18 protein-coding genes and 1 pseudogene are annotated in these 14893 nt (G+C 38.9%); 8 read left to right on the top strand and 11 right to left on the bottom strand.

Annotated features, from left to right (window positions below):
- Positions 1–101: 101 nt before the first annotated feature.
- The 3 genes and pseudogenes from DDE80_RS15765 to DDE80_RS12145 all read left to right on the top strand — a co-directional run.
- A pseudogene (locus tag DDE80_RS15765) lies at positions 102–191 on the top strand (IS5/IS1182 family transposase); the annotation flags it as partial.
- On the top strand, positions 182–475 hold the full coding sequence (locus DDE80_RS15445) for a transposase (RefSeq protein WP_427901813.1): 294 nt from the start codon (positions 182–184) through the stop codon (positions 473–475). The pseudogene DDE80_RS15765 and the gene DDE80_RS15445, both read left to right, overlap by 10 nt.
- A gap of 115 nt (positions 476–590) precedes the next feature.
- The gene (locus tag DDE80_RS12145) at positions 591–1049 is read left to right on the top strand and encodes a DinB family protein (RefSeq protein ID WP_108308065.1); all 459 of its coding nucleotides are present in this window, start codon (positions 591–593) and stop codon (positions 1047–1049) included.
- Positions 1050–1077: 28 nt separating this feature from the next.
- On the opposite strand, the gene DDE80_RS12150 is transcribed toward DDE80_RS12145, so the two are convergent.
- From DDE80_RS12150 to DDE80_RS12175, 6 genes are all read right to left on the bottom strand, one after another.
- A complete protein-coding gene (locus tag DDE80_RS12150; protein ID WP_108308067.1) occupies positions 1078–1863 on the bottom strand; it encodes an HAD family hydrolase in 786 nt (261 codons plus the stop codon).
- A 44-nt stretch (positions 1864–1907) separates the two neighbouring features.
- Positions 1908–2159, bottom strand: a complete 252-nt coding sequence (locus tag DDE80_RS12155) for a DUF3006 domain-containing protein (RefSeq protein ID WP_108308068.1) — start codon at positions 2157–2159, stop codon at positions 1908–1910.
- Positions 2146–3327: an MBL fold metallo-hydrolase gene (locus DDE80_RS12160; protein WP_108308070.1), complete on the bottom strand. Its 1182-nt coding sequence runs from the start codon at positions 3325–3327 to the stop codon at positions 2146–2148. Before DDE80_RS12160 ends, DDE80_RS12155 begins: the two co-directional genes overlap by 14 nt.
- On the bottom strand, positions 3324–4829 hold the full coding sequence (locus tag DDE80_RS12165) for a coproporphyrinogen III oxidase (RefSeq protein ID WP_108308071.1): 1506 nt from the start codon (positions 4827–4829) through the stop codon (positions 3324–3326). Before DDE80_RS12165 ends, DDE80_RS12160 begins: the two co-directional genes overlap by 4 nt.
- A gap of 85 nt (positions 4830–4914) precedes the next feature.
- Positions 4915–6240: a hemolysin family protein gene (locus tag DDE80_RS12170; protein ID WP_235612333.1), complete on the bottom strand. Its 1326-nt coding sequence runs from the start codon at positions 6238–6240 to the stop codon at positions 4915–4917.
- 119 nt (positions 6241–6359) lie between these two features.
- The gene (locus DDE80_RS12175; RefSeq protein WP_108308073.1) at positions 6360–6563 is read right to left on the bottom strand and encodes a DUF5342 family protein; all 204 of its coding nucleotides are present in this window, start codon (positions 6561–6563) and stop codon (positions 6360–6362) included.
- A gap of 140 nt (positions 6564–6703) precedes the next feature.
- On the opposite strand from DDE80_RS12175, the gene DDE80_RS12180 reads away from it, so the two are divergent.
- Complete coding sequence (locus DDE80_RS12180; RefSeq protein ID WP_427901814.1) at positions 6704–7843, top strand: DUF445 domain-containing protein; 1140 nt, start codon at positions 6704–6706, stop codon at positions 7841–7843.
- Between the two features lie 21 nt (positions 7844–7864).
- Positions 7865–8209, top strand: a complete 345-nt coding sequence (locus DDE80_RS12185; protein WP_108308074.1) for a YlbF family regulator — start codon at positions 7865–7867, stop codon at positions 8207–8209.
- Positions 8210–8247: 38 nt separating this feature from the next.
- Here the strand turns inward: DDE80_RS12185 and DDE80_RS12190 are convergent, their stop codons facing one another.
- Together DDE80_RS12190 and DDE80_RS12195 are read right to left on the bottom strand one after the other, a co-directional pair.
- Positions 8248–8886 (bottom strand): response regulator transcription factor, encoded by a 639-nt coding sequence (locus tag DDE80_RS12190; RefSeq protein WP_108308076.1) that lies wholly within the window; start codon positions 8884–8886, stop codon positions 8248–8250.
- A gap of 12 nt (positions 8887–8898) precedes the next feature.
- Positions 8899–10011 carry a GAF domain-containing sensor histidine kinase gene (locus DDE80_RS12195; RefSeq protein WP_108308077.1) on the bottom strand — a complete coding sequence of 371 codons (1113 nt, stop codon included), beginning with the start codon at positions 10009–10011 and terminating at the stop codon, positions 8899–8901.
- 138 nt (positions 10012–10149) lie between these two features.
- Here DDE80_RS12195 and DDE80_RS12200 point away from each other — a divergent pair, with 138 nt between their 5' ends.
- Positions 10150–10566 carry a disulfide oxidoreductase gene (locus DDE80_RS12200; protein WP_108308090.1) on the top strand — a complete coding sequence of 139 codons (417 nt, stop codon included), beginning with the start codon at positions 10150–10152 and terminating at the stop codon, positions 10564–10566.
- A complete protein-coding gene (locus DDE80_RS12205) occupies positions 10563–11372 on the top strand; it encodes an RluA family pseudouridine synthase (protein ID WP_108308079.1) in 810 nt (269 codons plus the stop codon). Before DDE80_RS12200 ends, DDE80_RS12205 begins: the two co-directional genes overlap by 4 nt.
- Positions 11373–11396: 24 nt before the next feature.
- Here the strand turns inward: DDE80_RS12205 and DDE80_RS12210 are convergent, their stop codons facing one another.
- Positions 11397–12227 carry an aldo/keto reductase gene (locus tag DDE80_RS12210; protein WP_108308080.1) on the bottom strand — a complete coding sequence of 277 codons (831 nt, stop codon included), beginning with the start codon at positions 12225–12227 and terminating at the stop codon, positions 11397–11399.
- A 33-nt stretch (positions 12228–12260) separates the two neighbouring features.
- Positions 12261–12431, bottom strand: a complete 171-nt coding sequence (locus tag DDE80_RS12215; RefSeq protein ID WP_108308082.1) for a hypothetical protein — start codon at positions 12429–12431, stop codon at positions 12261–12263.
- A gap of 337 nt (positions 12432–12768) precedes the next feature.
- Between DDE80_RS12215 and DDE80_RS12220 the strand changes: the two genes are divergently transcribed.
- Positions 12769–13617, top strand: a complete 849-nt coding sequence (locus DDE80_RS12220; protein ID WP_108308084.1) for a VOC family protein — start codon at positions 12769–12771, stop codon at positions 13615–13617.
- Positions 13618–13887: 270 nt separating this feature from the next.
- Here the strand turns inward: DDE80_RS12220 and DDE80_RS12225 are convergent.
- A partial coding sequence (locus DDE80_RS12225; protein WP_108308092.1) for an IS110 family RNA-guided transposase occupies positions 13888–14893 on the bottom strand: 1006 nt, incomplete at its 5' end.

Below are 14893 nucleotides of genomic sequence, written 5' to 3' on the forward strand. Positions count from 1 at the left end.
ATCGAACCTGATTTTGAAAACGTAAGCATCGATTCAACAAGCGTTCGCGCTCACCAACATAGTGCGGGGGCAAAAAAAACGCCATCGATACCGAAGTTGCCCAACACATCGGTGTAAGTCGTGGCGGCCACACAACGAAAATTCACACGATTGTCGATGCGTTAGGCAACCCGCTTGCGATTTGTTTGACCAACTCGCAATCGAAGGCAGTAACGTGTTAGGTGACAAAGCGTACGGTGCGAAAGCGATTCGCGACAAACTGACAAGTAAAGGCGCACGTTATACGATTCCACCACGTACGAACGCCAAAGAACCATGGTCTGTCGATTGGTATCTCTACAAGGAGCGTCACATAGTCGAATGCTTTTTCAATAAAATCAAACATTTTCGTCGAGTGGCAACCCGTTACGACAAATTAGCCACTTCTTTTTTGGCATTCGTTTATATCGCTGCGATTTTCAAGTTGACGCAGTAAAATGGAGTTTTTAGACACGTCCTAGTATCAAAATAATAAAGTTAAAAGAGTGAGGGCTTGTTTACTCGCTCTTTTTTTCGTTAACAGGTAGTATACATGTAAAGGAGTGAGTGAAATGTATCGACATACTGAAGATTTTTTAGCGGAGTGGCAAAATGCTGCAAAAGGTGCAACGAAAGCAATTGAAGCTATTACAAATGAAGCGCAAGACATAGCTATTGTAGAAGGTCATAACACATTAGGTTGGCTAGCGTGGCATTTAGTTGAAGTGGGCACAATGTTTAGCAATGTGGTTGGTTGCACATTACCAGCTGTAAAGGCTGACCGTGACATGGCACACGCATTAGCAAGTTATACAGCTATGCAATCAGCAATTGCCGACAAAGTAAAAACCTTAACGAATGAGGATTTACTACAACCCGTAACATTATTCGGCAGTGATATGCCACGTGGACAAGTATTACGTATTTTAGTTAATCATCAAACCCATCACGTGGGACAAATGACGGTACTATTACGTCAAGCAGGTTTACTTGTGCCGCCTGTAATGGGGCCTACAAAAGAAATGCAATAAAAAAAGTTGGCGCATAAACGCCAACTTTTTATTTTAGTGTTTTTAGTAACGTAGTAAGTTCTGTCAATGATGCTACTTCATAAACAGGCTTAACCGTCGTTGGTGTTGCACCTTCACGGTTAATCCAAACATTTTTCATGTTAAGTCGTGATGAACCTAAAATATCGGTATTTAAATTATCACCAACCATAATCGCCTCATCCGCTGTAATGTCAGCTACTTCAAGCACATGCTCAAAAATCGAAACATCCGGCTTACCTTTACCAAAATCGCCTGAGATAATAATGTGATCAAAGTATGGGACTAACTCTGGTGTAATACGTAACTTTAAGTTTTGTAGGCTAGGTGCGCCGTTCGTTAACATAATTAACTTGTACTTGCCTTTTAGCTCATCTAACACGTTAAATGTATCTTCATATAACTGTGGTGAAGCAATGCGTGCCTCAACGAAGTACTCACCTAATTCAGCACCTAATGCCTCGTTATCAATACCGCAAGCCTTTAAGCCTTGTGTCCAAGCATCGCGTCGGTATTGTGGCACAATCTCCTTCATTTTTTGGAAGGAAGGTGTCGGATCATCAAATGTGCCCCATAGTCCTTCAAATGGATTGATACCAATTAATACGGTGTAATCATATGTTTCATAGCCTTGGTAAAGCTCACGTGCAGCTTGACGTGTTGCTTGCTCTAGTTGTGTAGGGTCAACCTCTACTTTAGTCGCTGCGTACGCACATGTTTTATCAAAAGCCGTTTGCACACTTTTTTTATCCCATAATAATGTATCATCTAAGTCAAAAATAACAGTTGTAATCAATGTCTCTATCTCCCTTACATGGTAGTTACTTTAGTTTACCATAGTTATTTACGTTTTTTATTACGTAGTTTTTGCATTAAAGCATGAACTGTAGCTTTCGCATCCTCAGTTTGTTGCTGTTGCACTTCAAAACAATAGCGACCATCGTGCTCTGTAATCGTTACAATGTCCCCTACTTCAATAGCCTCAGGTACAAACGCTTGTTTAATAAGCAATTGCTCCTCTTCGTCAGGTCGCTGTAAAAATACAGCAAAGCCATCGTCAATACGGTCTAGTGTGTAATCAGTCGAGTTCACTTACAACAGCTCCCTTCGCATCCTTTAAAATAGCCGCATCACCATCATTTAACCAAATTTGTTTGCCTGTCCATTTGATATGATGCTTCCCTTCTTTAGCTCCACTACCACTCGTTACTGTGATTTTTTTACCAGGCTGTAGTGTGACTTCTGGGAAGGTAAAGATTTGATTACCCTCAACAGAAATTAACTGCCAATTATAAAGTGATACTGCTTCATTACTGTCATTTGTAATGTCTACCTCTTCACCGATTAAATCCTTACGTGTAATACTTACGCCTGTTGGTTTTTCACCTTCTAAATGCTCAAAGGGAACGCCCGTAATAGAGTAATGAACCCCGTCCGTTGCTGTAATAATCGTGCCACTCTCCGCTGTACTGTAAATTTCGACATCCTCTGCAGTTAAGGCATCTACTACTTCTTTATGGGGGTGACCATATTTATTACCCTCGCCATAACTTAAAATGGCTACTTCGGGTTGGACAGCTTTAATAAACTCATGCGAGCTACTCGTATTTGAACCATGATGACCAGCCTTTAAGAATGTCGCTTGAACATCGCCATTTGCGAGCATTTCCTTTTCGAGTTTAATGCCTGCGTCTCCTGTTAATAAGTAAGATACCTCACCATAGCTAACACGTAATACGATAGAGGCATCATTATTATCTTTTGCCGCTTCGTTAGCATAAAGCACTTCTACTTTTACCTTTTTATCAAGTTGCCATGACTCACCAATGGTTGGCACCTCGTAATTAACATCATGCTCATCAATCAGCGTCAGCATATCAATAAATGTTTGCGATGTGTGCTCCTTGCCTGAGTCAACAAATGTGCCGACTTCTAACTCTTGTAAAATAGGCACTAGCCCACCAATATGGTCAGCGTCAGGGTGTGTAGCTACTACAAAATCAAGCTTAGTAATACCTAGTCCTTTAATATAGCTCGCTACATTACGCCCAGCTCCCTTTGTACCTGCATCTACTAGCATCGTTTTACCATTTGGTGCGATAACTAAAATACTATCGCCTTGTCCAACATCTAAAAACTGTACTTGTAAGGTAGCGTCTCCTTTAATTTCTGTAGTTTCCTTTTTTTCTTGCGGTACTTGTGTACAACCCGCAATGACTAAAACAAGGAATGCAAAGATTAGCCCGATATATTTCTTCACACGCTCTCCTCCTCTAATTGTGTTAACAATGCTAACTTCTTCTCTGTATCCGCTTTAACAGTCATTGCGTATGCTGCAGGGTCCTTAGCATTATGGAACTGCGTAATGCGACCGTTAGCATCTACAAGTTTAGATGAAGCCCCGCAACCAATACCAATAATCGTTTGGACTTCTTCCATAATAACAATATTGTAAATGCTCTCCTCGCCTTGCTTACTATAGCCGACATTTTCGAGATTGCCTAAAATATTTTTTTGACGGTATAAATAATACGGCTCGTATTGGTTACGCTTCGTCCAGCGCTCTGCCATATGCATCATTTCTTCGACAGTAGCACGGTCAGCAACACGATACTTATCTTTGTTTTGTGTCATTTCTGACGCGCGTTTAAAAGATAGTGTGTGTACCGTTAGGGATTCTGGTTGCATTTTCTCAGACTCTAGAAGTGAATGCTCAAACTCTTCAATACCTTCATTTGGTAAACCAATAATTAAATCCATATTAATATTATTCATGCCTTCCTCACGTGCTAACCAAAATTTTTCAATGGTTTCTTCAACACTGTGATGGCGTCCAATAGCTTTTAAAGTTTCGTTAGTATAAGACTGTGGATTAACACTAATGCGGTCCATATCCCATTTACGTAATACCGCCAGCTTTTCAGGTGTGATTGTATCAGGTCTTCCTGCTTCTACCGTCACCTCACGAATAGTAGTAAGGTGTGGGAAGTAATCATTAAATGTTTGGTAGAGTGCGTCCATTTCGTCTGCTTCAATCGAAGTTGGTGTACCACCACCCCAATATACAGATGTGATTTTTTTATTATGCGCAGTTAACCAATTACCTACTTGCTCTAGCTCATAATGTAGCGCATCTAAAAAGCCCATGACATGACCTTTTTTGCGGTGATGGCCAATCGCGTAAGCTGGAAATGTACAGTACGCACATTTGGTTGGACAAAATGGAATGCCAATGTAAATGCTCACTTCTTGTTGAATAGCATCGAGATCTGAAATCGTAGCTAACTGCCGCTTTACAATCGTTTTCATCAGTGTAATTTTTTCGTCACTAATCCTAAAATCCTCTCGTAACGCTATGGCAATTGCCTCATCGCTCATACCGGACTTACGCATTTTATGATAGAGCTTTGTCGGACGAATGCCGGTTAAAATACCCCATGCTTGTGTAATACCGGTATATTGTTCTAACACGTCTAAAAACACATGAGACAGGGCACGTTTTCGACGAATCAGCTGCTCTCTCAACGTTACCGTAGTATCATACGTCTTAGCATAGCTACTCGTATAACTGTTACCTTCTACTAAAAGCTCTGCGGTCGTCGCAAAATGTAAACCGTCGTCATTTTCGGTAAAACGGACAAACATATCAGCCTGTACTGCATTTACTTTAATTTTACTATCCTCAAAAAACAAATTTGCGAGATGATTAAATACGCGCATCACATCTTCTTTGTAGGCGCGATCTACTTGGATTACTTTCATAAATTTGTACGCTTCCTTTACGTTATAATCTTCTCTATTGTATCAAAAAAAGCTGCTAACTACGCTTGTAGTTAACAGCTTTTGCTTATTGTTCACTTGGTTGCTCAATAGGCTTTGGTAATTTTTTTACTTCAATGTATAAAATATGATGACCATCGAGTTCTTTAGCTGTAAAAGCATAGCCTTGTTCTTCAATAGTATCACCTTGTACCGCATTAAAGTGATTTGTCATAAACCAACCACCGATAGTATCAATATCATCATCTTCAATCGTAATTTTTAGTAAATCATTAACATTTTCAACGATTACTTTAGCATCTAAAATATAATGATCCTTACCAATCTTACGTACTTCAGCTACTTCATCTGCATCAAACTCATCACGGATATCACCAACAATTTCTTCGATGATATCTTCGATTGTTACTAAGCCTGACGTGCCACCGTATTCATCAATTAAAATGGCCATGTGAATACGTTCACGCTGAATTTTTAATAATAAATCGCTAATTGGCATAGTTTCCATTACACGAATAATCGGTTGCATATACGCAGTAATTGGTTTATTACCGTTCGCTGGATTTTTAATATAGGCAGTTAAAATATGTTTCATATTGACAAGTCCTATAATATTATCCTTATCTCCATCAATAATTGGGTAACGCGTATATTGCTCAACGCCCATTACTTCAAATACTTGCTTAATCGTCAATTCTTTTTCGATACCCACAATTTCAGTTCGGGGCACCATAATTTCTTTTGCTAAACGATCAGAGAACTCAAAAATACTATTTACATATTTATATTCTGACGTATTGATTTGACCGCCTTTTAAGCTATCAGCCAAAATCATACGCAACTCTTCTTCAGTATGTGCTGCCTCTGTTTCATTGATGGCTTTAAAACCAAATAAACCAGTTAAAGCACGTGCTGATCCATTTAATAATTTAATAAATGGATACATGATGTTGTGGAATAAAATTAACGGGCCAGCTAAATACAGTGCAATCGTCTCTGCTTTTTGAATAGCGATCGTTTTTGGCGCTAACTCTCCGATAACGACATGTGAAAACGTTACAATCGAGAACACGATAATAAACGACAGTATAGTAGTGAGACGCGCATCGAGGTTTAAGAAATCAAATAATGGTGTTAGCATAACTTGAAACGTAGGCTCACCTATCCAACCTAAACCAAGCGCTGTCATTGTAATACCTAGCTGACAAGCTGATAAATATTCATCTAAGTTATTCACAAGCTTTTGCGCTTTAACCGCTTTTTTATTTCCTTCTAAAACGAGTTGATCAATACGTGTTTTACGAACTTTTACAATCGCAAACTCCGATGCAACAAAAAATGCCGTTAGGGCAATTAAGGCAGCAAACACTGCCAATCTTATGGTTATCACCAATATGTCTCCGTCCAAATAAATCCTTTGTTCCCACAACGTGAAAACAAAGAGTACACCTCCTACAGTGAAAAAATGTTAGTTGCTTTCAATAATAAATTATTTAGCTGTAAAATACAAATTTAATCATATACGTGAAACAGCATTAACTCATGCACCATTTCCTTAACATTTTGCTCATTTGGCGGCGTTTGTTGTAAAAAGCGAATGGTACCGTCTTTCGCATACTCCGCTTCATAGCGCTGTTGCTTATAAAAAAATGAAACATACCAGCCCGGTAGCTGGGTATTTTCATACATCGGCTTAACGTTAAAATGTTGAATCACTCTACATCTTCCTTCCTCACTTTGTTTCTATATTATGCATTAATGTAAGCATTCTGCCAATAAGGGCGCATTTGTTTTCTTTTCATTACCCTCTTTTGCTATAATAACTACAGAATTTCTGTAGAAAGTGAGGCATACGATTGAAAATTATTTTTACGCTAGCTTTCATGGCTTTTATCGGTGCACTAATTGGTGGTATGACTAACCATTTAGCGATTAAAATGCTATTTAGGCCCCATAATCCTATTTATTTTCGTGGTAAGCGACTACCTTTTACACCTGGACTTATTCCTAAACGTCGCGATGAATTAGCAAAACAACTCGGTGTAACCGTAACAAACTATTTATTAACACCTGAAACTATCCGCAAGAAATTTTTCTCTCAAGACATTAAAGATAAGGTGCAAGACTTTGTAACAACCAAGTCAGACGAATTATTATTCGACGACCGTACAATTGCACATTGGTTAACAACAGCAGGCTTTCCTAATGTAGCTGACGATATTGAAAAAAAAGTCGATACGGTAATCGTTCAGCAATTTGGCAATTTGCATCATACACTCGCAACTAAGCCCATCAATCAATTATTATCAGATGATATTAAGGCAACAATTGATGGCAAAATCCCTTTAGCCGTTGAGCACATTTTAAATAAAGGGCGCGATTATTTTGTATCACCTGAAGGCGAGGCAACAATTAAACATATGATTGATGAGTTTTTAGGCTCTAAAGGCTCACTTGGTAATATGGTGCAAATGTTTATGGGTGACTCAACTTCGATGGTATTTAAAGTACAAAAAGAAATCGTCAAACTTTTACAATCCGATTCTTCACACCAATTATTAACGTCTATTTTTGAAAAAGAATGGCAAAGTCTCCAGACACGACCAGCGCTTGATTTTTTACAAGACGTACAATTCGAACCAATTGTCGATAAAGTGCAGACGTACGCAAAGCAACAGCTTGCAGTGCATTCTCGTCTAGATAAGCCACTCAAACATTACTGGCCAAATGGCAACGTGTATATGAATGAAACGCTTATTCCTAAACTCGTTGCCAAAGGCTTTATTGCTGCTGAAGATAAATTAGAAGACGTGCTAAAACGCTTGAACTTGCAAGAAGTTGTAAGAGAGCAAGTCGATTCATTCCCTGTAGCAACACTTGAAGATTTAGTGCTCGGTATTTCGAAACGTGAATTTAAAATGATTACCGTGCTAGGTGCGCTACTTGGTGGTTTAATTGGTATTGTGCAAGGCTTAATTGTATACTTAATAGGATAAATTATAGAGAAGAGGCTACGTATGATTAATATTTATGATGATTTAAATCGCTTAGAGGCAACTTTCCGTAAAACGGATGAATTTAAAACGCTTGAAGAAGCCGTGAAAATCGTACAAGAAGATGAGGAAGCACGCACATTATTTACCAACTTCCGTGATGTGCAAATGCAATTAATGCAAAAGCAAGAAGCGGGTATGGAACTACAAGAGGATGAATACCAACATGCTCAAAAAGTAGCGTCACTTGCACAACAAAACCCGAAAATTTTAACAATGCTTGAAGCAGAGATGGCACTAAGTGGTTTATTACAAGAAATCAACCGTGTGCTAACAAAACCAATTCAAGGCATGTACGATAACCTATAATAAAAAGTTCGTTGGTGCTTGACGCCAACGAACTTTTTTTAGCTTTCAGTTAAGCCATGTTTGACCGCATACAGCGCTGCTTGCGTACGGTCTTGAACTTCAAGCTTACTAAAAATATTTGAAATATGTGTCTTAATCGTTTTTTCAGTAACGAATAAAGAACTTGCGATTTCTTTGTTGCTTTTCCCTTTTGTCAGCTCTGCTAATACGTCACGCTCACGCGGTGTTAGCGGATTAATGCGATGTGGAGCTTGCAATAGCTCTTGCTGTTGTTGTTCTAACGTCGTGGTCGCTTCTGGATGCAAAATATGTTCCCCATGCATAATTTGACGAATTGAGTTTACAAGTTCATCAGGCTCAATATCTTTTAACTGATAGCCTGCTGCGCCTGCTTCTAATGCAGGTAATACATGATCGCGGTCAGAAAAACTCGTAAGCATTAACACTTCAATTTGTGGCCATGCTTCCTTTATTTTTGTCGTCGCTTCAATTCCGTTTAATTTCGGCATGACTAAGTCCATTAAAATAATGTCAGGCTGTAACGCTTTGGCGAGTTGTACTGCTTCCTCACCGTTTGAGGCTTCACCAACCACTTCTATATCTTTTTGCGTCTTCAAAAAAAATAATAAACCTCTCCGCACAACATGATGATCATCGGCAATTAATACACGTATCATTGTTCTCCCTCCTTAATATGGCAAGCGCACTAACAACTCTGTACCTTCACCTATCGCACTAACCCAATCAGCAGAGCCACCCATTTCTTTCGCACGGTCACGAATCGATTGTAAACCCATCGATAATAGCTGTGCACTCGCATCAAAAGTAAAGCCTCGCCCCTCATCGCGAATGACGAGTAATACATCGGTAGCTGTTACGGTTAAATATAAAGTTGCTGCTGTAATGCCTGCATGTTTACGTACATTATTTAATGCTTCTTGTGCAATGCGAAAAAGTGTTTCTTCAATGCGTGATGGAAATTGTAGCACACCCGTCACACTAATATGTAGCGTTAGCCCGAGTACTTCTGCATACGCTTTAATTGCATCCATTAAACCTGTCTCTAACCCTTTAGGACGCAGTTGCCAAATTAGTGCCCGCATTTCTGTTAAGGCATCTTGCGTTAACGTTTGAATTTCTTTAAATGTTTCTTTCACAATAGGTTGTTCAGTCATTTCTACGCCTGCACGCGCAGTTAGTGTTACGGAAAATAACAATTGGTTCACGGAATCGTGCAAGTCACGTGCCAATCGGTTTCGCTCTTGTGCTAGCGCGACTTCTTGCGCTTGCTTCGTTAAACCGATACGTTTTATAGCTGAGCCCATTTGAAAGGCCACAGACTCAAGTAGCGCCAACTGCTCATCACTAAAACGTACTGTTTTTGGAGAAGCTACGTTTAATAAACCAAAGCGCTCATCACCTGATTGAAGTGGCACTGTTGCATGATGGGTAATATCCGCATGTTCGCCCACTTGTGCGGCGATAGCATTATCAATACGCTGACAAGCCATAATATTTGAAGCCTTTTTTAATTTTTGGTTACGATAACGGGAAACGCACCAACATTCACCATGCTCTAAGTAATAGCACCCTTTATAAGCAAGTGTTTCTGGTAAATTTGCTTGCGTAACTAATCTAGGCTTACCATCTGCATTAATGAAAAAAATCCATCCTGTTTCAAATGCCGTGCCTGCTAAAAATTTTTCTAGCGCTTTTTGTAACATAGGAAAAATTTCTGTTCCTTCATTTAAAAGCTCGGCAATTTCCTTTAGTAGTACAATATTGGATTGTTCTTCGTACACTGTACTCACCCTCTCTTTATCATAGCACTACCTACTGTTATAATTTGTTCATACTTTCGGCGGAAAGCTGTGGTCTTTTCATTTACAAGTAACTTACTAAGTTTTATAATCAATAGCGAAATCATGGAGGTGTTAATCATTACAAAAAAAGCAGAAAACCTACTCATTGCAATTTGGACTGTTTCGCTCATTGCAACATTAGGCTCCTTATATTTTTCTGAAGTACGCAACTACATTCCTTGTGAAATGTGTTGGTACCAACGTATTTTAATGTACCCTATTTTACTTATTTCTACAGTAGCTATCATACAAAAAAATGTAAAAACCGCGCTTACCTTACTCGTTTTTTCAGTTATAGGTGGTGCTATTGCACTCTATCATTACGGTATTCAAAAATTGAGCTTTTTAGCAAATACCGCACCGGCTTGTAAAACGGTATCATGTACAGCGCAGTACATTGATTGGCTAGGCTTTATTACAATTCCATTTTTATCATTACTTGCATTTACGCTTATTATCATAGCGTCTCTCGCTGTAATGCGTGAAGCAAAATGATTTATACACTACAAACAGCTACTACAATTGAAAATGTTTTACGGAATGAGTTACATTTAGGCAAAAAATACGTACACCAATTACGCATGGCTAAAGCGGTGAGCGTTGATGATCAGCTTGTGAGTTGGACCGTACAACTCCCTGCTAGGACAATATTAACGATTGATATACCTGAGACAAAGAGCAATTACTTACCCGCTTCTATAAGCGTACCAATTATGTATGAAGACGAGCATTTACTCGTTGTAGACAAACCTAAAAATATGGCTACACACCCTAATAACTCTTCTGAAACCTCCACTTGTATGAACGCAGTGATGCGGCATGTCACACATTACGCTGAACATGTGCATCGCTTGGATGAAGGTACAGGCGGTTTATTGCTTATTGCTAAAAATCCTATTGCCAAGGCAGCGCTAGACTATGCACTTGCTAACAATGAAGTGACACGCAGTTATACAGCTGTTGTAGAAGGGCGTATGGTACAACAACAAGGTACTATCGCTAAACCTATCGGAAAAGATAGACATCATAATACACGCCGTGTGGTTGCTAAAAGTGGGCAAGTAGCGGTAACACATTTTAAAGTTATAGCACGAACTGCTAAAACAACTACTGTAAAACTAACGCTTGAAACAGGGCGTACACACCAAATTCGTGTACACTTGGCGTATTTAGGTCATCCTATCGTCGGCGACACCTTATATGGTGCTAAGCTACAAGGAACAACATATGCATTAGAGGCAACTGAGCTGACATTTACCCATCCAATTACACACAAAGTGATAACAGTAACGAAAAAATGAAATGGCAATCACGCCATTTCATTTTTATTTGAAGTGCTTAGCAAAGTCACTGTATTCAGGATTTACACCAAATCGTTTATTTTGGTTAAGTAACGAAATTTTCTCCATATCTTCGCTAGTAAGTACAAAATCAAATATAGTATGATTTGCTTTAATACGTGATGGTGTTACAGATTTAGGTATCGCAATTACGTGTTGTTGAATATGCCAGCGTAAAATAATTTGAGCTGGTGTCTTGTCATAAGCGCGCGCAATTTCTTGTAAGCGCTCATCCATTAATACGGCACCACGTCCTAATGGAGACCATGCAGTAATCGCAATATTTCTTTCTTCACAGTAAGCACGCAAGTCATGCTGTTGTAAATACGGATGCATCTCAATCTGGTTAATCATCGGCATTGTATTAGCACTATGCTCCAATGCAGCTAAATGCTTTTGATGATGATTAGATACACCTGGAACACGGATTAATTTTTCGTCATACAAACGCTCAATAGCACGATATGTATCGACAAATTTACCTTCAATCGGCCAATGGGTTAAGTAGACATCGATATACGCCATATCCAACTTTTTAAGCGATGTCTCAAATGCGCGCAAGGTTTCATCATAACCTTGATCATCATTCCATACTTTAGTAGTAATAAAGATCTCTTCACGCGGTATGTTGCTAGCGCGCACCGCTTGACCGACTTGTTCTTCATTTTTATAAAAAGAAGCTGTATCTATAGCGCGATAGCCATTTGTCAACGCCGTTGTAATAGCATTAACGGTTTCATCTGGGTCTGTCATTTTATAAACCCCTAAGCCTAGCAGTGGCATTTGAATGCCATTGGCTAATGTGCGGTACTCCATAACTATCCCCTCCTCTATCTTTAGTGTAAAACATTATTGCTTTTTATGCTTAATATGATGCTCTGCTGATGTAAATTGTTTAGGGTCACTTTGTTTATGCTCCTCGGCTAACTCGGTTTCATCTAACATTTGATCCATTTCTTTGCCGAGCTTTTTTACTTCTTCAAAATTAGTAGCCATTTCACCATTTGTTTTGTTTTTCATATTGATCGCTCCCTCTTTCTTATTTCTATTCCCCCTTTCCGAACGATTTATGCCATAATTTCGCATAGAATATCATTTCATTTTGTTTTTAGTTGAGCTATACTTAACTGTATATTGCTATTACATGAGGAGGGTTCTTCCATGAAGTTACTACTTATTATTGGTGTTTCTGTAGCATTCCTATCTGCGATCTTCACAGCAGGCTACGAAGGCGATAACTACTCAGCTGATAAATAATACCGTAAAAAGAAGTACCGAGACTTTCGGTGCTTCTTTTTTTAGCTTTAGCGGTATACTACTATTACACCACTTTACAATATGAAGGAGGCTTTTTCTTATGAACTTTCATCAAAATCCTGCTCACTATATTAAACATATGACAATACATGTTAAAGATTTACAAAAAATGACGGATTTCTACGAAAAGATATTAGGCTTTACAGTAATTACACGCACTACGACAGCGGCTACATTAAGCGCTGACGGTGAACATCCGCTATTTACATTACAAGCATTAGCTACAGTTGCCGAACATCAAGTACGCGCTACTGGGCTTTATCATATCGCATTTTTATTGCCAAACCGTTCAGATTTAGCACATATTTTACAGCACTTTGATCGTATTGGTATGCGCCTAGGCGCTTCTGATCACGATGTTAGTGAAGCGCTGTATTTAAATGATATCGAAGGGAACGGTATAGAAATTTATACTGACCGCAATCCTAATCAGTGGGAATGGCTTGATGATGCGACGGTAAAAATGACAACAAAACGTCTTAATGTGGCCGATATTTTAACAGAAGCTACAGACGAATGGCAAGGTATGCCAGCTGAAACTTGTTTAGGTCACATTCATCTAGCTGTTGCCGATTTACCTCGTATGCGTGATTTTTATACAAAAGGGTTAGGCTACACGATTACTGCAACTTACGGGGATCAAGCTTTATTTTTAGCAACTGATCACTACCATCATCATATCGGTATGAATAGTTGGGAGTCGCTAGGCGCACCTGCTAAAAAAGATAATGAGACAGGGTTAGCCAATTTTACAATTCATGTTGCGGATAAGGAAGCTGTTAATAAAATATTAACTAACCTCAAACCATTTCATGCGCCGATTACACCGCTTCCTAGCGGTTTTTCTACCATTGACCCTTCAGGTAATGAAGTACGTGTACGCTATTAACCATAAAGAGGCTAGAACAAAAGAAAAATGTGAGATGATTTTAAAAATCGTCTCACATTTTTTAAATCTTTTCAAAATACCGAGTGATGTTCTAGCCTCTTTTCTTACGATTAGTCAAGTGTATTTAATTAATTTCTTTTGTTATTATGATTTAGTTTTGTGGGGGAGGGGTACCCCTCCCCCACAAAACTAAATTTTCACAAGCCAAAAAGACCTAACGATTTTTATTTTTTTCGAAAGGTCTATATGGTATAGTTGAGTTACATTTTATTACGAATTCTGAGCTGGTAGTGCGGACTCATAATCGTATAGGATGCCTCTTGTCAGTAACTGAAATGTCACTTTCAGAAATTTATTGACGCAGGCGATGATCGCAACCTTATGAGGCTTTCTCTGAGGTTGCGTTTTTAATTTATAATAGTAATCCACAAAATGATTTGCTTTCTCCTTTAACATAAGCATCCCTTGAATCATGAAGTATAAGATTTTTCGCAAATGCTTATTCCCCCGTTTATTGATGCGATCCCGATAGTGTGTGTTGCCGGATTGATAACGCATGATATCGATACCTGCGTAGGCATTCAATTGTTTCGCATTTTTAAAACGACGAATATCACCGATTTCCCCAATCAGGCGACAAGCTGTTGAATCACCAACACCAGGAATGGAACGTAATACGACATATTCTTGACATTCTTTAGATAGTACTACCATCTGCTGGACGAGTGCTTCTTTCTTTTCCTTTAACTCCCCAATGCGAGTTGCGTAATCTCTTACTTGGTCGCATCGAACGTCTGTAGATTTAATAGCTGGATAACTATTTTGGGCTGCTTCCATGAGTTCCATTGCTTTTTTCTCTGCACGAGTGAGTGAAAGATTCTTTTTTGTATTTTCCTTCAAACGATTTTTAATGACAGTTTTTGAATGAGCCAATACAAACGTAGGGTGTGGATAGAGCTGCACGATGTTTAAAAATAAAGCCGAACTTGGTGTAATTAGTTTTTCAAGCTCTGGAAAGCTCATATGTAAAATCGCATGCATTCGACTTTTTAGTAAAATCATTTCTTCATCTACTTCGTCGTAATAACGCGTAAGAGCTCGCATCTGTTCATAATAATCATTTTGAACATACGTCGCTTCACGTTCCAATTTAAAGTGCGTTTTCGCTAGTTCATGTGCGTCACTACAGTCCGTTTTATGACGTCGCATTTTCGCCATTTGTAGGTTCGCTTCAAGCGGATTCATGCGACTATATGTATAGCCATGATTTTTGAAA

The organism is Metalysinibacillus jejuensis, assembly GCF_003057615.1.
Lineage (GTDB): Bacteria > Bacillota > Bacilli > Bacillales_A > Planococcaceae > Metalysinibacillus > Metalysinibacillus jejuensis.